The following is a 17,817-nucleotide window of genomic DNA, read 5'->3' as shown; positions in this document are numbered from 1 at the left end:
GCGACCTCACATCCAGTTGTCGAAGGGGCGGCCATTGTATAGGCCAAGCCACGAGTTATCCACACGACATCTGCCGCAAAAAGCACTGTGGACAACATCGGTATTCTTCAAGTATCCGCATCGGGACAGGCTGGGGAGTATCCGCGCACAAGATTTCGACTGTGGACAAGACGACAGTTATGCACATGGCCATGCACAGGCTGAACGCAGGTTGCCCACCACTTATCGCCAGAGCTGTCCTATCGACATGCAATTGAGCAAGATAGGAAAAAACAGGTTATCCACAGCAACTGCCTTCCTTAATAGTTATTGGTTATTCAGAACTACTTCTCTGTAGTAATGACAGCAGCCCCGCGATCTTCGGATCACGCGAGGTGTGAGGGGCTGTGATCGCGTCGGCAGAATCCCGGGTTATCCACTGCGACTTTTCGGCGCGCCTGACACGCAAGGGTCGTAAGTGCACAACCGCTCGTCAGAAACGCGAGTCCTTGAGGCTCACGACCGAACACAGGACTTGCACCCTTCCCGCGCATCGCCATGGCGGGCGATGCCGATCACTCAGCCCCACTGAGCGCTGAAAAAGCGCTGATCGCTTGCCTGGCGAGCGGTGCCTGTAGGCTCAAGGACGCCAAATCGAATTTTTTTGTGCCCGAAGGCCTGTCTTGCACGTGATCCGCGTGAGACACGAAGCGCCATATGGCGGGCGGCGTAGACGATATCTGTCGTCAAATGCCGCGAACGGGCTGTGGACAACTTCCAACGCGACATTGCAAGCCACTTGCAGATTCACTAGAATCCCTGCCCCTGACCAATCTGCCCTGTCCTCATGTGGATACAGGGCAACATTCGTTGACCTTTTCCAAACAACCACGTGGGAAGAAGCAGCTATGAAACGCACATTTCAGCCGAGCGTCCTGAAGCGCAAGCGCACACACGGTTTCCGTGCTCGTATGGCGACCAAAGGTGGCCGTGAGGTCATCCAGCGTCGTCGTGCGAAAGGCCGTAAGCGTCTGAGCGCCTGATCGAGGCCCGGATGTCCCGTCAGGGATTTCCCCGGCAGCTTCGCTTGCTGACTGCCGGGGATTACCGGCACGTCTTCGATCACACCACCCTCAAGGTACACGGCAAGGGGCTTCTGGCCCTGGCGTGTCCGAATGACCTGGGACATGCCCGCCTGGGGTTGGTGTTCAGCAAGAAGAACGTGCGCCGTGCCGTAGATCGCAACCGCCTCAAACGTCTGACGCGCGAATCCATTCGCCTCCGCCAGCAGCGCCTTCCGGCCGTCGACATCGTCGTACTGGCCAAGCGAGGCGTGACCGAGCTGGACAACGAGACTCTGCATCGCCAGCTGGACGGCATGTGGGCTCGTCTGGAGAAGGACGCCAGACGCCAGAAAGCGGCCAAGTCAACGCCACCTGCCTGACGCGACACCTGCCCGGTGCGTCCGGCATGTGGCGTTTTTTTCGTTATACGCCCTACCGTTCGTGACCGGACTCATCTGACTCCCCGCCAGATTGATTCACCCTCCAACGGGTATACACCATGGACGTCAAACGATTACTCCTCGTGATTCCGCTTGCGGTTGTCGCCTATCTGATGGTGGTCCAGTGGAACAAGGACTACGACCAGCCGGCTGCGGAAACACAGGCTCCCCAGGTTGCCTCTCAGGCCGCCAATGCCACTGCGCAAGGCCTTGAAGCCCCAAGCAGCAGCACGACTGCCAATGGCGATACCGGCCTCTCCACGCCGGATAGCGCAGCAAGCACCCCGAGCAACAACCTGATTGAAGTCAAGACTGACGTGCTGGACCTGCGTATCGATCCGCAGGGCGGTGACGTGGTCTATGCAGCGCTGCTCGAGCACAAGCAGAACAACGCTTCCGAGTCGCCCTTCGTGCTGCTGTCCGACAATCAGTCACGCAGCTACGTGGCCAAGTCCGGCCTGCAGCTGGATGGCCACAAGGGCCGTATCGCCTTCTCTGCCGACAGCAACAGCTACAGCCTTGCCGAGGGTGATGACAGCCTGCAAGTGGACCTGAAGGCCGACATCAATGGTGTTGCGGTCATCAAGCGCTTCACCGTCAGCCAGGACAGCTACCAGATCAAGGTCGACTACCTGCTGGACAACCAGTCACAGCAGCCGGTCAATGCTCGCTTCATCGGTCAGCTGGCCCGTGACAACAGCGCGGACCCGACCTCCGGTGGCGGCATGGGCATGAAGTCCTATCTGGGTGCGGCGTTCTCTTCTGAAGAGAACCACTACCAGAAGGTCGATTTCGAAGACATCCAGGACGGCAGCTTCAAGAATGTCGACGTCCAGGGTGGCTGGGTGTCCATGATCCAGCACTACTTCGTGTCTGCCTGGGTGCCGGCTGACAACCAGAAGAACCTCTACTACGCCAACGTCGACAAGCAGAACCGCAATGTCGCCGCCTTCGCGAGCCCGACGACCCAGATCGCCGCGGGTCAGCAGGCTGAGCTCGGCGCGACCCTGTTCGTCGGCCCGAAGGATCAGGACCAGCTGGAAGCGACCGCTCCCTACCTGGAACTGGTCGTCGACTTCGGCTGGCTGTGGTTCCTGGCCAACCCGCTGTTCTGGCTGCTGGAGCACATCCACGCGCTGGTCGGCAACTGGGGTGCCTCCATCATCCTGCTGACCGTTCTGGTCAAGGTCGTGCTGTTCCCACTGTCCGCGACCGCGTACCGCTCGATGGCCAAGATGCGCAAGATGGGCCCCGAGATGCAGCGCATCAAGGAGAAGTACGGCAGCGACCGCCAGAAGGTCTCGCAGGAGATGATGAAGTTCTACCAGACGGAGAAGATCAATCCGCTGGGGGGCTGTCTGCCGATCGTGATCCAGATGCCGGTCTTCATCGCCCTGTACTGGATGCTGATGGAATCCGTCGAACTGCGCCACGCGCCGTTCATGCTGTGGATCCAGGATCTGTCAGTGAAGGACCCGCTGTTCATCCTGCCGATCATCATGGGCCTGACGATGTTCATCCAGCAGCAGCTGAACCCGACGCCTCCGGACCCCACCCAAGCGAAGATCATGAAGATGCTGCCGATCGTCTTCACCTTCTTCTTCCTGTGGTTCCCGGCAGGTCTGGTGCTGTACTGGATCGTCAACAACACGCTGTCGATCGCTCAGCAGTACGTCATCACTCGTCAGATCGAGAATGCCGAGCCAACCAAGAAAGGCGCATGATGCCTTTCAGGTTCGCCTGACATGACTCACCCACGACCCTCGCCTCGGCGGGGGTCGTGGCGTTTCAGGCCCTGATTCCGAGGGCTGCGCCGACACTCCCGCCGCAAGGCGCCTTCCCCGTCACCCCGCTTGCTGTCACGGGCCTCCAGCCGCGACAATAGCGGCCATCTCCTTCATCTTCATTCCGGCTTCGCGCCCGAGGTTTGTGCATGTCTACCGCCTACCAGCCTGACTCCATCGCGGCCCTGGCCACTCCGCCCGGCCGTGGTGGCGTCGGCATCATCCGTGTCTCCGGTCCGGCCTGTCAGGCCATCGCCCAGGCCATGCTGGGCCAATGCCCGCCGGCACGCCGTGCCCACTATGGCCCCTTCATGGGACTCGATACCCAGGGCAACCCCATCGCCCTCGACGAAGGCATCGCGCTCTACTTCCAGGGCCCGAATTCCTTCACCGGCGAGGACGTGCTGGAGCTGCAAGGGCATGGCGGCCCGGTGATCATGGACCTGCTGCTGGAGCGCTGCGTGCAGCTGGGCGCACGTCTGGCACGCCCCGGTGAATTCAGCGAGCGCGCCTTCCTGAACGACAAGCTGGATCTCGCCCAGGCCGAAGCCATCGCCGACCTGATCGACGCCAGCTCACGCGCGGCGGCCGAGAATGCACTGCGCTCGCTCAAGGGCGAGTTCTCGACGCGCGTCAGCGCGTTGGTGCAGCGCCTGATCGAGCTGCGCATCTACGTCGAGGCCGCCATCGACTTCCCCGAAGAGGAAATCGACTTCCTGGCCGACGGCCATGTCGCGGCGCGCCTCGATGAAGTCAAGGCCGAGCTGGTAGGCGTGCGAGCCGCTGCCAACCAGGGCGCCCTGATGCGCGAGGGCATGACGGTGGTGATCGCCGGCCGCCCGAATGCCGGCAAGTCGAGCCTGCTCAATGCGCTGACCGAGCAGGACACCGCCATCGTCACCGATATCGAAGGCACCACCCGCGACGTGCTGCGTGAGCACATCCATCTCGACGGCATGCCACTGCATATCATCGATACCGCCGGGCTGCGCGACACGCCGGACGCCGTCGAGCGCATCGGCGTGCAGCGCGCCTGGGACGAGATCGAGAAGGCGGACCGCGTCCTGCTGCTGGTCGATGCCGCGACCACCTCGGCGACGGACCCGATGGAGATCTGGCCGGAATTCGTCGCGCGCCTGCCGGACCCGTCCCGCCTGACGCTGGTCCGCAACAAGATCGACACCAGCGGCGAGACGCCGGGGTTGACCGCCATCACCGCAACACAGGATGGCGATGCCGAGCTGGCACGCCACCAGGCCAGCGTGGTGCGCATCTCGGCGCGCGACAATCAGGGCCTCGATGCGCTGCGCGATCACCTCAAGGACATCATGGGCTTCACCGGCACCGCAGAGGGGCGCTTCAGCGCCCGCCGCCGCCACCTGGATGCGCTGGAGCGCGCTGGCGTATCTCTCGACAACGGCGACGCCCAGCTGCATGGCGCCGGCGCCGGGGAGCTGCTGGCCGAAGACCTGCGCGCCGCCCAGATGGCACTGTCCGAGATCACCGGCGAATTTTCAGCCGATGATCTGCTCGGGGAAATCTTCGGCAGCTTCTGCATCGGCAAGTGATCGCACCGAAGTGATCGCGCCGAGCTGACTCTCGCCCGCAGCCGGCCTCTCTTGCCGACAGTGCTTGCGTCTGGCTGTCTCCCTCTCGTTATACTGCCTCTGCCGACCCCTCCGAGTGGCGGAGGCGGGCAGGGGCAGACCGGGAGCCGACATGGCGGGACGCGCGACATCGAACAGACCGCAGGATGCCCATCGCGAGTCCCGTGACTCCAGCGCCTCTCCCCCGCCGGCCCCCGCCGATGAACTGAGCACCGGGCCTCTCCCCGAGGCCCCGTTGCGCCACCTGCTGCTCGACTTCTTCACCCGCCATTGGCCCCGCTATCTGCTGGCCATCGCGTTCCTGATCGGGGTCGCGGGGCTGAATCTGCTGTTGCCGTGGGCGATCGGCGCCACCATCGATGCGTTGCGTGATGGCAGCTTGGACCACGAGGCCTTGCTGAGCCGCCTGTTGTGGCTGGTAGGCGCAGGGCTTGCGCTCTATGCACTGCGCTATGCCTGGCGCGTGACACTGTTCGGCACCGCCTATCAGCTGGGGACGGAGCAGCGTGATGCCTTCCATGCCAAGCTGACGCGCCTGGACCCCGGCTTCTATCAGCGCCATCGCACCGGAGACCTGATGGCGCACGCCAGTCAGGACATCGATGCCGTGGAGATGGCCGCCGCGGAAGGCGTGCTGTCCAGCGTCGATGGCGCCATGACCTTCGTGCTGGTGCTCGGCATCATGCTGATCGCCATCGATGTGCCACTGACGCTGCTCGCCCTGTTGCCATTTCCCTTCATGGCCTGGGCCTTCGCACGCATCTCGCGAAGGATCGGAGAGCGTTTCCGCGAATCGCTGGAGCGCTTCTCGGACCTGAATGACCAGACCCAGGAAGCCTTCGCCGGCATTCGCATGCTCAGAAGCCATGCCTTGCTGGAGGATGAAGGCGCAAGATTCTCGCAGCGTGCCGCCGCCGCCGAAGCCGTCGATTATCGCGTCCAGAAGCTGGAGGCGGCCTTTGATCCGGTGGTGTTCATTGCGCTCTCGGCGGCGACGCTGCTGACGCTGGGTGTGGGTAGCTGGCGCTATCTGGATGACGCCATCACCCTGGGCCAACTGACCAGCTTCACGCTCTATCTGGCGCAGCTGATCTGGCCGATGTTCGCGCTTGGCTGGTGCCTGAATATCCTGCAGCGCGGCGCGGCAGCCGCACGGCGGCTGGCCACCTTCCACGCCGCGCCAGAAGCCCTTGAGGACAGCGGCACTCTGAACAAGGTAAGTGTCCATTCACTATGCCTTGAGATCAATGAATTCCACTACCCGGGCAGCCAGCAACGTGCCCTTGGCCCCCTCTCTCTTCAGGTGGCGGCAGGGGGCAGTCTGGGGATCGTCGGCGCGACCGGCAGTGGCAAGTCCACCTTGCTGCGTCTGCTGTCGCGCAGCTGGCCTCTGACGCCTGAGCAAGGGGTCTTGACGCTCGGTGGCAGAGAAGCAAGTAAGTACACACTATCGGCCTGGCGCCAGCAGTTCTCACTGGTCCCCCAGGACCCGTTCCTGTTTGCGCTCTCGGTAGCCGACAATGTCGCCCTCGCCTGCCCCGAGGCCTCCGACGAGCGAATTCGAGAGGCACTACGCGCGGCAGCCTTCGAGGAAGATCTGCGCCGCCTCCCCCAGGGGTTGGAAACGCTGGTGGGTGAGCGAGGCATCACGCTCTCTGGCGGCCAGCGTCAGCGGCTGGCACTGGCACGCAGCCTGCTCAGCGAGGCGCCGATCCTGCTGCTGGACGACACCCTGTCGGCGGTCGACCAGGTCACCGAACGCACCCTGCTGAAGACTCTCGCGCGCCTGCAGCAACCCGATCATCACGGCCTCAAGCGCACGCTGATCATCAATTCCCATCGCCTGTCTGCCGTGCAGGCCTGCCAGCAGATCCTGGTGCTCGAGGACGGGTGCATCCTGGAACAGGGCGATCACGCCAGTCTGCTGGCCGCCCGCGGCGCCTACTGGCGCCTATGGCAGGCCCAGCAGGTCAACCGCGAAGACGATGCCAAGGCGGAGCGCTCATGAGCCACGATGCCGCGACACGACCCGACACCCTCAGCGGCACTCGCCTGCTCAGCCGACGGCGACTGGCATTGCTCTGGCAACCGCTGGGCAGGCGCCGCGCAGAGGTCCTGCGCGCGCTGTTGATCCTGATCGCGGCGACCGTACTGGATGTGCTTGGCCCGTGGCTGACCCAGCGCTATCTGGATGACTACCTGATTCCCGGCAACCTCGCCCCCGAGGCCCTGGCCGGATTGGTGGGCATCTACGTGATCACCCAGCTGGGCGCCGCCGCCGGACGCTATTTCCAGCAGCTGCGCTTTGCCCGTCTGGCCCTCGCCAGCGTGCGCGATATCCGTGAGCGAGTCTTCACACATCTGCTGCACCAGCCACTATCGACCCTCGACAATATCGCTGCCGGTGAATTGGTGGCCCGCGTGACCAACGACACCGAGTCGCTCAAGGAGCTGTATATCGGGGTGCTGGCGACACTGATCGGCAATGTGGTGCTGTTGATCGGCATCCTGTCGGCGATGGCCCTGATGGATGGCACCCTGGCGATGATCGCGACGGCGCTGGTGCCGCTCTCCATCGGCATGATCTGGCTGTATCAGCGCTTCTCCGGGCGCGCTGCACGCGAGGTGCGCCGCCTGCGTGCCTTGCAGAATGCCAGAATCGCCGAGGCGATCGGCGGCATGAGTGTGCTGCAGGCAAGCGACCAGACCGAACGCTTCAGTCAGCGCTATCACCACCTCAACGTCTCCCAGTATCAGGCGCGCATGCGCACGGTGCGTGTGTCGGGGCTGCTGTTGCGTTCGGCCATCGACCTGATGGCGATGCTGATCACGCTCTCGCTGGTCGCCGTGTTCGGGCTGCGCGAACTGGGGGGCGGTGCGGAACTGGGAGTGCTCTACGCGTTCATCGCCTGGTTGGGGCGCATCAGCGAGCCCCTGATCCAGATCACGCAGCGACTGCAGGTCTTCCAGTCGGCGCTGGTGGCGACTGGCCGGCTGGAAGAGGTCCTGGACCGGCCACGCGAGACGCCTGAGCCAGACACGCGCACAGCGCAGGCAGCCACGCGTCGGCACTCGGACAACACCGTGATAGCGAGTGGTCACTATCAACTCGAGCAGCTGACCTTCCACCACCAAGGTGCGGAGGGTCCGGCCCTCAATGGACTGATGCTTGCCATCGAGAGCGGTGAGTTTCTCGGCGTGGTCGGCCCGACGGGCAGCGGCAAGTCCACCCTGCTCGATCTGCTCAGCGGGCAGCGCCCTGCCCCGGCGTCTCAGCTGCTGCTGGATGGTCGTCCGCTGATGGAGTGGTCGGCTCAACAACGCGCTACCGCGATAGCCGTCGTCCCGCAGGAGCCCTTCATCCGCGCCACGACACTGCGCGACAACCTGCTGCTGGGGCGTGAAATCAGCCAGCAGCACCTGTCACGGGTTCTGCACAAAGCGCATCTGACGCCGCTGGTCGATAGTCTGCCGCTAGGGCTCGACACCCTGCTGGGCGAGCGCGGCCTCAGTCTCTCCACGGGTGAGCGCCAATTGCTGGCGCTCGGACGTGCACTGGTCACGACACCACGCGTGCTGTTGCTGGATGAGGCCACCGCCAGCATCGATAGCCATACCGAAGCCCTGTTGCAGCAGGCACTGCATGAGCTGCGTGGCGAAGTGACCTTGATCGTGGTGGCACACCGGCTTGCCACGGTGCGTGATGCGGACCGCCTGCTGGTGCTGGAACAGGGCTGCATCACCCAGCTGGGGACCCACGATGCCCTGATGGCAGAACCCGGCCTCTATCGGCGGCTATGGCGGGAAGACATCGCACACTGATCAGGCCAACGGCCCCGACAATACAAATACCCCACGATGCAAAGGGCCCCGCGATCTAGACGCCCCACTATCTAAACACCCACAATGCAAACGCCCCCACAGGCATGGCCTATGGGGGCGTTGTCAGTCCGAGCTCTTGATATGGCGCTCAGCGTTCTGCGTTCACCTCAGCCATCACGGCTTGCGCGGGCCGCGTGGCTTGTTGCTCTGAGTCTTGCCAGAGCTGTCCTTGGCAGGCGCTGTCTTGCCTGAATTCGTCTTGCCAGCTGCTGACTTTCCAGAGCTTTCCTTGCTGGCGCCGCCCTTGGCAGCCTTGCCTCTCATGGCATTGCTTTCCTGCTTCTCACGCAGGGCACGCGCTTCACGCGCATCCAGCGGCTTGCCGACATCCTTGTTGTCTTCAGGACGCTGCTTGGCCGCGTACTTTCTGGGCAGTTTGGTCGTGCTGTTCGGGTTGACCTGACCATCACGACCAATCGCCGGCGTGCTGCGCATGCTGACCCGCGTGGAGCCTTCGCGGCGGCCCTTACCCGGCACGCTGGAGGACCAGTCGCTCCAGCTGGCAGAATCCTTGCCCGCTCCCTTGCCTGCCGTCTCGCCCTTGCCACGCGGACGAGTCGGCTCGACAGCGGCCGTCGACTTGCGCTCGGCAGGCTTCTCGCTGACGCGCTTCTGGCTCGGCGCGGAATGCCCATGGACCTCATCCTTGACCTGCGCCTTGATGCTGGTCTTGGGCTTGGCAGTCGCGGAATGACGCTTGCCCTTGGCCTTGGGCGTCGCACTGTCATTGCGCACGCGAGGCTTGGCCCAGCCTTCACCGCGCTTGAGCTTCTCGCGCTTGGGCTTGGCCTGGGTCACCTCGACATCGCTGTCGCGCTTGACCTTCTGGTTGAGCTTGCGCAGCGACAGCAGGCGCTCACGCGGCATCGGCTTGGGCTCGTTGCGTTCGCGGGCGACCTCCTCCGACAGCCACCACAGGCCCTTGTGCTCGACGGCAACCGACTGCGGAGCCGGCAGCGCGCCCTTGAGCACCTCGACCACTTCCTGCATGGCGGTGGAGAACTGACGATCGAACTGCCACGGCGGATTGATCACCAGCATGCCGGAGCCGTACATGCCGTGCTCGCCTTCCGGTGAATCGATCGTCAGCTCACTGCGCCACATCGGTGCCGGCGAATGCTTCTTGAGACGCTCGAGCAGATCATGCTGACGCCCCGCCGGCAGCAGCGGATACCAGATCATGATGGTGGCATGACGTGACTTGCGCAGGGTCTCGACCACGACCTCGGCGACATCACGATAATCATTCTTCAGCTCATAGCTGGGGTCGATCAGCACGGCGACGCGCGGCGTGGTGACCGGCACGGCCGCCAACAGACCGGACAGACCATCCTGCTGACGACGCATGACCTTGCCGAGGCTGTCACGCTGCACCGGCGCCTGATCGAAGTGGTAGATCTCGCCCGGATGCAGCTCATAGGCCAACAGGCGATCGCCGCGGCGCAGCGACTGGCTCAGCCACCAGGGCGAACCGGGATAGACGCTCAGCTCGCTGGCGCTGCCCTTGGCGGCATCCGGCTGCATGTCCGCCAGACGTGACAGCCAGCGAGCCAGCGGCTTGTCAGCTGACGGGGTCTTCGGCTCACCCGCATCGGTCAACCAGCGATCACGCACCTGCCACAACGGCAGAACGCCCTGCTCGTATTCGCGCAGCTGTTCCGTCTCGCGGGCCGCCAGCGGATACCAGCCACGACCGGCGTGAGTATCGATAAACGTAACAGGAGATTCTTTACGTAATAGTTGCTCGGCCAGGGTGGTGGCGAGCAGGTGCTTGTGCAGGTCGGCAAAATTGCCAGCGTGATAGGCGTGCTGATAGGCGAGCAAGAGCGCCTCCTTGATACGGCGATATCTGCCACATCCAGCGAGGCAGCAGATAGAAATCGGGGGGCGGCGACGAGAGGAAAACCAGACAAGGCCGCCGAAGGGGCTGAAGGATAGCAGAGATGATCACTTGTCACCCCAAAAGCCGTGCTTGCCAAGCAACGAGGCCCACGCAAATGCGCAGGCCTCGTGGTCATTCACCGTCATGTCGCCATGACAGCTGATGGGTCTCAGCTTTCCATCGGCGTCAGCGTGATCTCGACGCGACGGTTCTGGGCGCGCCCGGAGGCGGTGTCGTTGGATGCCACCGGGCTGGCTTCACCATAACCGCGCATGTTCAGACGGTTGAAGGCGATGCCACCACTGGCCAGATAGTTGCCGACGGCCTGGGCACGCAGCTCGGACAGGTTCTGGTTGTAATTGCTGGCACCGGTGGAATCGGTATAGCCCGCGATGTTGACGCGAGTCTCGTCGTATTCCTTGAGCACGGTGATGACGCCATCCATGACCGGCTGAATCTGGCCGGACAGGGTGCTGGAGTCGGAGCCGAAGGTGACGTTGGACGGCATGTTGAGGATGATCTGGTCGCCGACACGGGTCACGCTGACACCGGTGCCCTGCAGCTGATCACGCAGCTTGGCTTCCTGAACATCCATGTAATAGCCGATACCACCGCCCGCGGCGGCACCCGCAGCGGCGCCGATCAGCGCCTTGTCGAGACGATGGTTACCACTCTTGGTCGCCCCGGCGATTGCGCCGACGACCGCACCGATGCCGGCACCCTTCGCCGCACTGGAGGTCTGCTGCTCATTGGTATACGGGTTGGTCGTGGAACAACCCGCCATCGCGACGGCGGCTGCCAACGGCAGGGCCAGGAGTACAGACTTCTTCATGGTAACGCTCCCTATCTACACACTCATTAAAGGCAAGACGACAATTGCGCAAATAATCGTCATGCCTCCGATAATGCCTGATCAATCAGGTGTCGAACATGGCCAGCAGGTCATTGAGGAACAATAAGCCCTGCGGCGTGGCGCGCAACAGCACGTCATCCTCAACGATGAGCCCGCGCGAGCGCGCCTGGCTCAGGCCCGGCTCCAATGCCTCGCGATCCAGCCCGGTCGTGCGACGCAGATCCTCGAAGCTGACACCCCCGGTCAAGCGCAGTGCATTCATCATGAACTCCAGCGCCAGCTCATCGCGGTCAATTTCCTGCTGACCCGCCACGAACCCGCGAGGGTCCTGCATCCTGCGCAAGTACGCTTCAGGCTGACGACTTTTCCAACGGCGTTGGAGTTGCAACTCGCCGTTCAAGTTCCCTGCCGAGTCGGTCTTCAACAACGTCAACTTGCCGTGCGCGCCCGCTCCGATGCCCAGGTAATCACCGAATTTCCAGTAATTGAGGTTATGACGCGCGCTGCGCCCTTCAAGGGCATAGGCGGAAATCTCGTAACGACGGAAACCGGCAGCCTCCAGCTCGGCGTGACCGTGATCCTGGATATCCCACAGCAGATCATCTTCCGGCAGTACCGGCGGGCGCGAATAGAACTCGGTATTCGGCTCCAGCGTCAATTGATACCAGGACAGATGGGTCGGCTTGAGTGCCAGCGCACGCCGGATATCATCCAGCGCGGTCTCCAATGTCTGGCCCGGCAGGCCATGCATCAGATCAATATTGAAATTGTCGAAGCCCGCCGCCCGTGCGCTGGCCACCGCGCGCCCGGCTTCTTCAGCGGAGTGGATGCGCCCCAGCACCTCGAGCTGCTCCGGCTGGAAGGTCTGCACGCCCAATGACAAGCGATTGATGCCGGCGGCACGATAGGCGGCAAAGCGGCCCTGCTCCAGTGTGCCGGGGTTGGCCTCCAGCGTGACCTCGCAGTCGGCAGAGAACGTCATGCGCGCCCGCAGGCCATCGAACAGTCGCTGGTAAGCCGCCCCGCTCAGCAGACTCGGCGTGCCGCCGCCGATGAAGATGCTGTGCAATTCACGCTCGGGCTGGCCCTGCAGCAACTGCAGGTCCTGATCGAGATCGGCCAGCAGTGCCGTGATGTATTCCTCTTCAGGCAAGCCGGCATCACGCCCGACCCCGTGGGAGTTGAAGTCACAGTAAGGGCACTTGCGCACGCACCACGGCACGTGAATATAGAGCGACAGAGGCGGCAGGTTCGCGGCGGACATCACGCCTGACCGCTCTGCGCTGCAAGCGCCTCGAGCAACTGCTGCATCGCACGTCCCCGGTGGCTGAGACGGTTCTTGGTCTCGGCATCCAGGGCCGCGGCGGTCATGCCATGCTCCGGCAGCCAGAAAAGCGGGTCATAGCCGAAGCCACCCTCGCCTTGTGGCGCGTCAAGGACACGTCCCTCCCAACTGGCCTGAACGATGATCGGCACCGGGTCTGCCGCATGGCGCAGATAGACGAGCACGCACCAGTAGCGCGCCGTACGCGCTTGCTCAGGCACGCCCTCAAGCGCTGCCAACAGGGCGGCGTTGTTGTCACCATCACCGCTACCTTGCTGACGCCGCGCGGCAAAGCGTGCGGAATAGATGCCCGGCTCCCCGCCCAGCGCATCGACTTCGATCCCGGAATCATCGGCCAGCGCCGGCAGGCCGGTGACCTCTGCGGCGTGGCGCGCCTTGATCAACGCATTCTCGACGAAGGTCAGCCCTGTCTCTTCGGCGTCACTCACTCCCAGCTGCCCTTGAGGCATCGGTTCGATCCCCAGCGGTGCGAGCAAGTGGGAAAATTCACGTAGCTTGCCGGCATTGCCACTGGCCAGTACGAGAGAAGAAGCGGACATGTGAATCTCCGGGGTAGGAACAACGAGAATGCGGCCGCGTGTGAGTCACACGGGCGAGGCGCTTGCAGCACCCCATTCTAGCGCGTGAGTCCGGTGCGTACACGCGAGGGGTCTGCGCCAGGCACGACTGAGATCCATGGTGTCATGGGCCGATGTCACTCATGTGCTCAACTTGAAGACTGACAGGCCGATACAGGCTATCTGCCTCAGCGCGGGCTAATGCCTGTGCAGGATTTGTCTGTGCCTCGCGGCTCAAGCAAGTAAACATCAACCGAAAAAAACCCGTAACTCGATGTTTTGTATAGCCTTTAAGTGGGAAATAAAAGAAATGGGCGTTATGCCATCTAACACTATGCGCAGCGCCAGCCCCCAGGTGTCACTCGACTAGACTTCAAGACAACCATCGAATCACCGTGGATTCATGTCTCCGCCTCAGCCTGCTGATGATGAGCCCCCCAAAACGCTTGCGACAGGAGCGCCCCATGACTGCTACCAGAGTCCTGTTCGTGACAAGCCCTTCACCGCAGACCGAACTGTTCGTCGAGTACCTGCAAGAGACACTGAAATGTGTCGTCGAGGCCTGCCACCATGAAGCCCCACTGCCGTCATCTCCCAGCCTGGTGCTGATCGACAGCACCCAGTGCAGTCTGACCCAGATGATGCGATGGAGCCATATCGACAAGATCGCTGCCTTCAATGTCGAACATGAAGACGATGCCATCTCACTACTTCTGAATATTCCTTTCAGCGGGATCTTCTATCGCCAGGACAGCCTTGAACAAATCAGCAAGGGTATCGGCAAGATACTCGAGAATGAAAACTGGCTGACTCGCAATATCATGCAGACGTTGATTCGTCATTATCGTCAACAACAACAGATTGCCTTCCAGCCTGTCATGGGACTGACACAACGAGAACTGGAAATATTGTCACTCATAGCGTCACAGCAAAGTAATGCAGATATCGCGCATAGATTGATGTTGAGCCAGCACACCGTGAAGTCTCATTTATATAACATCTTTCGCAAGATCAGAGTCCACAACCGCCATCAGGCGATCCAGTGGGCCCACGAGCACCTCAACCTTTACATCCCCAAGCGCACGACGGAGCCGGAATCCTGAGGCTCAGGTGACGCTGGACGAGCATCTCTTCCAGCAGTTGGATCTGTGAGGTCACCACAGCGACAGAGCATGTCTCACGTCGGCTACGCGTAGTAAGCGCTTCACTTTTCAAGAGTGAAATGACTCATGCGCAGTACTGCGTCGCATTCCTGACACCCCTCGAATGCGGGGATACAAAAAGACAAGCCCAGTTACATAATGACATTAAAGAGAAGCCTTCAAGCATTAGATCTGTGGTACCTTTGAACCAGTGAAAAGCTTGGTAAAAAAAGCGCAAAGGTCTGGTTTTCATTGCACTCTCGAGAAGGGTCATCATGACCGGCGCTAATTTCATCAGGTTTACGTACTGTTTTTCCTATTCTTTTTCTGGGTCAAATCAGGACTGGAGGGGAAGGATAAACTGGTTATTTTAGCAAGTACTGATTAGAGGTTGCCTTATCCCCACTATCGCGCAATCCTATAAAGGTGCTCAGCGCGTAATGCCCGACGTGAATGAGTGCAGTGCTACACGACTCACCCAACCACACTTCAGATATGGCTCCGCCAAGAAAAATCGGTACGACAACTCAGAGGTCTCGCACCATGATTACAGGGAACGCAATGGTGCTGCTGGTGACTGACTGCAATCCGCAGTCAGCGCTTTTCATGGATTACATTCGCCAGCAGCTTGAGTGTCAGGTGGCTTCCGCAAGCCCCGACGAGGATTACACACCCGGGCAGGCAGAAAGAACGATAGTGCTGCTGGACACCGACCACGTCGATGAAGGCACGATGCAACGCTGGGATGCAGATGCCAGCCAGGATGCCAGCGCAGAGCTGGCCGCTATCAACATCAGTGATGAAGAGGAAGCTGCCAGCCTGCTGGTCAGCACCCATCTTCAAGGCGTGTTCTACCGACAGGACAGCCTCTCACTGATCAGCAAGGGCATCGCGAAACTGCTGGAAGGCGACATGTGGATGTCCCGACCGCTGATGACCCGCCTGCTGGATTTCTATCGCCGTCAGCAGCTCAACGCCTATCGCCCGGTCTGTGGTCTGACCCAGCGTGAGGTGGAAATCATCGGCTTGCTGGGCACGGGTGCCTCGAATACCGAGATTGCTGACCAGCTGTTCGTCAGTGAACACACGGTCAAGTCACATCTCTACAACATCTTCCGCAAGATCAAGGTGCATAACCGCATTCAGGCCATGAACTGGGCACGTCAGAACCTGGCAATGCCTGTCTCGCGCACCCCACGCATCGCTCGCAGAGCACAGATGTCGTGAACGGTCGGGGCATGACAAGCCGCCAGGTGGTCGCCTGGGGACTGACATGCTTCAGTCTGTCGCCCGCCTTCGCGCAATCCGCGCCGGAGGCGGTGCGACCCGAGGTATCCGTTGCCAGTGAAGAGCAGCAGGCTCGCCGTCAGGGGGAAGATGGGGTCGCCATCCAGCGCACTCGTCCCACGCTCTCCGACGGTCTCAGCGGCGTGATGATCGATCGCACCATGACCATGATCGGCAAGACCTTCTTCCGCCAGTTCAGCCAGCAACGCCTCGATAGCCCAGCCATCCGCAACACATCCCTCAGCATCCATGAACGCCCCTCAGCACGCTGGGGCAGCCTCATCTGGATCACCGAAGGCAACAACGTTCTGTATGAAGCGACGCTCCCTCCGCGCCTTAATGACGTGGATATGTACGCCAGCGCCGCTGTATCAAGCGTCTCCGACCAGTTCCTGCGTCGCAAGGTCATGGAAGCCCTGCGCAACGACCCGGACATGGCCGGTGACGAATTCTGATGTATTGAAGACCGACATAATAAATGGGCTCCGGACACGGAGACCCTGACAATACGCAAGGGAACAGGGGAACATCATGAAGCATCAGACACTCGCGGTGTCGTTGCTGTTGTCGGCGATGCCGCTATATGCCGGTGAACTCATCTATCAGCCCATCAACCCGAGTTTCGGTGGCAACCCTCTCAATGGCAGCTACCTGCTTGGCAAGGCCCAGGCCCAGGACACCCATGAGGATCCTGATGCCTACTCTTTCGATAGCCTCTCCGATACCGAAATCTTCATCAATGACCTGCGCAACAGCCTGGTCTCTGATGCCATCACCGACGCCGTAGAAGCTACGGAACCCGGCCGTTCCAGCGTGATCGACAGTGCGCAGCTGCGCATTGAAGTGGTCAGCAACGGCAATGGCGGTTTCTCCATGCAGGTGCTTGACCGCGCCACAGGTGAAACCACCGTCATCAACCTCGGCACATCAGGCAATACATTCTGATCCGCTACTGATGAAGGGTTTCGTCCAATGAAGATACTCACTCCCATGCTGGCCGTTGCCAGCCTGGCGCTTGCAGGCTGTGCGCCGATGGTCGCCAATACCCAGGGTCTTGAAGGGGTGCCCAGCACCTTGATGCCAAGAACCGCCACCTATCAAGACCTGATCAGTCTGCCGCCTCCCGCCGGGCGTATTCCGGTCGCCATCTATGACTTCCGTGACCAGACGGGCCAGTACCGGCCTGCCCCTGCCAGTACCTTCTCTACGGCGGTCACCCAGGGTGGCGCCGCCATGCTGAGCGCCGCATTGTCGGACTCCGGCTGGTTCATCCCACTCGAGCGCGTGGGACTGCAGAACCTGCTGACAGAGCGCAAGATCATCCGCGCCAACATGGAGCGCACGGGACAGAATGATCTTGCCGCGTTGCAAGCCGCCAACCTGCTGTTCGAGGGTGGCATCATTGCCTTTGACTCCAATGTCAGAACAGGCGGGGCGGGCGCGGAATACTTCGGGATCGGCGCCTCTGGTCAGTATCAGGTGGACCAGGTGACGGTCAATCTGCGCGCTGTCGATATCACCACGGGGCAGGTCATCGCCAACGTCAATACCAGCAAGACGATCTACTCACGCGAGCTGAGGGCGGGCGTCTATCGCTTCATCGATTTCAGTCGCTTGCTGGAGATGGAAGCGGGGTATACCAGCAATGAACCCGTACAGATGGCGGTCATGTCCGCCATCGAATCTGCCGTGATTCACTTGATTGCGCAAGGCGTCGAACGCCAGCTCTGGGTTCTCCAGGACCCGGACAGCCTTCAGACATCAGAGCTGATGGATTACCTGCAAGCCCCGACCCCGATGTTGTAGAGCCAGCCCACATTCAAGACCCCGTAGAGAGCATCTTGGTATTCGCGGTGTTTATCTTTCCCTCAAAAGGCAGTCACCTCACAAGAGGTGGCTGCCTTTTTTCGTGTCTGCGCAAAACATAAGAAATAAATAAAACAACAAAGCATGAAATATCATGCGCCTAATACCGTCAACAGTAATACCTCCCTG

15 protein-coding genes are annotated in these 17,817 nt (G+C 61.4%); 11 read left to right on the top strand and 4 right to left on the bottom strand.

What is annotated here, in order from left to right:
- Nucleotides 1–887 precede the first annotated feature (887 nt).
- The 6 genes from rpmH (at nucleotide 888) to CLAM6_RS17695 (ending at nucleotide 8,696) form a co-directional block, all read left to right on the top strand.
- The gene (rpmH, locus tag CLAM6_RS17720; protein WP_043331656.1) at nucleotides 888–1,022 is read left to right on the top strand and encodes a 50S ribosomal protein L34; all 135 of its coding nucleotides are present in this window, start codon (nucleotides 888–890) and stop codon (nucleotides 1,020–1,022) included.
- An 11-nt stretch (nucleotides 1,023–1,033) separates the two neighbouring features.
- On the top strand, nucleotides 1,034–1,423 hold the full coding sequence (gene rnpA / locus CLAM6_RS17715; protein ID WP_052384306.1) for a ribonuclease P protein component: 390 nt from the start codon (nucleotides 1,034–1,036) through the stop codon (nucleotides 1,421–1,423).
- A 119-nt stretch (nucleotides 1,424–1,542) separates the two neighbouring features.
- Complete coding sequence (gene yidC, locus CLAM6_RS17710; protein WP_054556376.1) at nucleotides 1,543–3,207, top strand: membrane protein insertase YidC; 1,665 nt, start codon at nucleotides 1,543–1,545, stop codon at nucleotides 3,205–3,207.
- Between the two features lie 209 nt (nucleotides 3,208–3,416).
- The gene (mnmE, locus tag CLAM6_RS17705; RefSeq protein WP_153636737.1) at nucleotides 3,417–4,835 is read left to right on the top strand and encodes a tRNA uridine-5-carboxymethylaminomethyl(34) synthesis GTPase MnmE; all 1,419 of its coding nucleotides are present in this window, start codon (nucleotides 3,417–3,419) and stop codon (nucleotides 4,833–4,835) included.
- A gap of 151 nt (nucleotides 4,836–4,986) precedes the next feature.
- A complete protein-coding gene (locus CLAM6_RS17700) occupies nucleotides 4,987–6,882 on the top strand; it encodes an ABC transporter ATP-binding protein (protein ID WP_153636736.1) in 1,896 nt (631 codons plus the stop codon).
- Nucleotides 6,879–8,696, top strand: a complete 1,818-nt coding sequence (locus CLAM6_RS17695) for an ABC transporter ATP-binding protein (protein ID WP_225347451.1) — start codon at nucleotides 6,879–6,881, stop codon at nucleotides 8,694–8,696. Before CLAM6_RS17700 ends, CLAM6_RS17695 begins: the two co-directional genes overlap by 4 nt.
- Before the next feature lie 174 nt (nucleotides 8,697–8,870).
- On the opposite strand, the gene CLAM6_RS17690 is transcribed toward CLAM6_RS17695, so the two are convergent.
- The 4 genes from CLAM6_RS17690 to rdgB all read right to left on the bottom strand — a co-directional run bounded on the left by CLAM6_RS17690 (nucleotide 8,871) and on the right by rdgB (nucleotide 13,375).
- Nucleotides 8,871–10,580: a 23S rRNA (adenine(2030)-N(6))-methyltransferase RlmJ gene (locus tag CLAM6_RS17690; protein ID WP_153636735.1), complete on the bottom strand. Its 1,710-nt coding sequence runs from the start codon at nucleotides 10,578–10,580 to the stop codon at nucleotides 8,871–8,873.
- A 227-nt stretch (nucleotides 10,581–10,807) separates the two neighbouring features.
- Complete coding sequence (locus tag CLAM6_RS17685) at nucleotides 10,808–11,470, bottom strand: OmpA family protein (RefSeq protein WP_043331663.1); 663 nt, start codon at nucleotides 11,468–11,470, stop codon at nucleotides 10,808–10,810.
- A gap of 85 nt (nucleotides 11,471–11,555) precedes the next feature.
- Nucleotides 11,556–12,755, bottom strand: coding sequence for a radical SAM family heme chaperone HemW (hemW, locus tag CLAM6_RS17680; RefSeq protein ID WP_043331665.1), 1,200 nt, complete (start codon nucleotides 12,753–12,755; stop codon nucleotides 11,556–11,558).
- Complete coding sequence (gene rdgB / locus CLAM6_RS17675) at nucleotides 12,755–13,375, bottom strand: RdgB/HAM1 family non-canonical purine NTP pyrophosphatase (RefSeq protein ID WP_131431073.1); 621 nt, start codon at nucleotides 13,373–13,375, stop codon at nucleotides 12,755–12,757. The genes hemW and rdgB overlap by 1 nt, the downstream gene beginning before the upstream one ends.
- A gap of 482 nt (nucleotides 13,376–13,857) precedes the next feature.
- Here rdgB and CLAM6_RS17670 point away from each other — a divergent pair, with 482 nt between their 5' ends.
- From CLAM6_RS17670 to CLAM6_RS17650, 5 genes are all read left to right on the top strand, one after another.
- Nucleotides 13,858–14,496: a LuxR C-terminal-related transcriptional regulator gene (locus CLAM6_RS17670; protein WP_172978732.1), complete on the top strand. Its 639-nt coding sequence runs from the start codon at nucleotides 13,858–13,860 to the stop codon at nucleotides 14,494–14,496.
- Nucleotides 14,497–15,078: 582 nt separating this feature from the next.
- Nucleotides 15,079–15,762 (top strand): LuxR C-terminal-related transcriptional regulator, encoded by a 684-nt coding sequence (locus CLAM6_RS17665; RefSeq protein ID WP_043331668.1) that lies wholly within the window; start codon nucleotides 15,079–15,081, stop codon nucleotides 15,760–15,762.
- Between the two features lie 11 nt (nucleotides 15,763–15,773).
- Nucleotides 15,774–16,277: a CsgE family curli-type amyloid fiber assembly protein gene (locus CLAM6_RS17660; protein ID WP_043331669.1), complete on the top strand. Its 504-nt coding sequence runs from the start codon at nucleotides 15,774–15,776 to the stop codon at nucleotides 16,275–16,277.
- A 76-nt stretch (nucleotides 16,278–16,353) separates the two neighbouring features.
- Nucleotides 16,354–16,767: a curli assembly protein CsgF gene (locus tag CLAM6_RS17655; protein WP_043331671.1), complete on the top strand. Its 414-nt coding sequence runs from the start codon at nucleotides 16,354–16,356 to the stop codon at nucleotides 16,765–16,767.
- Nucleotides 16,768–16,794: 27 nt separating this feature from the next.
- Nucleotides 16,795–17,628 (top strand): CsgG/HfaB family protein, encoded by an 834-nt coding sequence (locus tag CLAM6_RS17650; protein WP_043331673.1) that lies wholly within the window; start codon nucleotides 16,795–16,797, stop codon nucleotides 17,626–17,628.
- Nucleotides 17,629–17,817: the final 189 nt, after the last annotated feature.

This window comes from Cobetia sp. AM6 (assembly GCF_009617955.1).
GTDB lineage: Bacteria > Pseudomonadota > Gammaproteobacteria > Pseudomonadales > Halomonadaceae > Cobetia > Cobetia amphilecti.
Note: the sequence above shows the minus strand (reverse complement) of the source record. Positions and strands in the feature narration are given on the sequence as shown.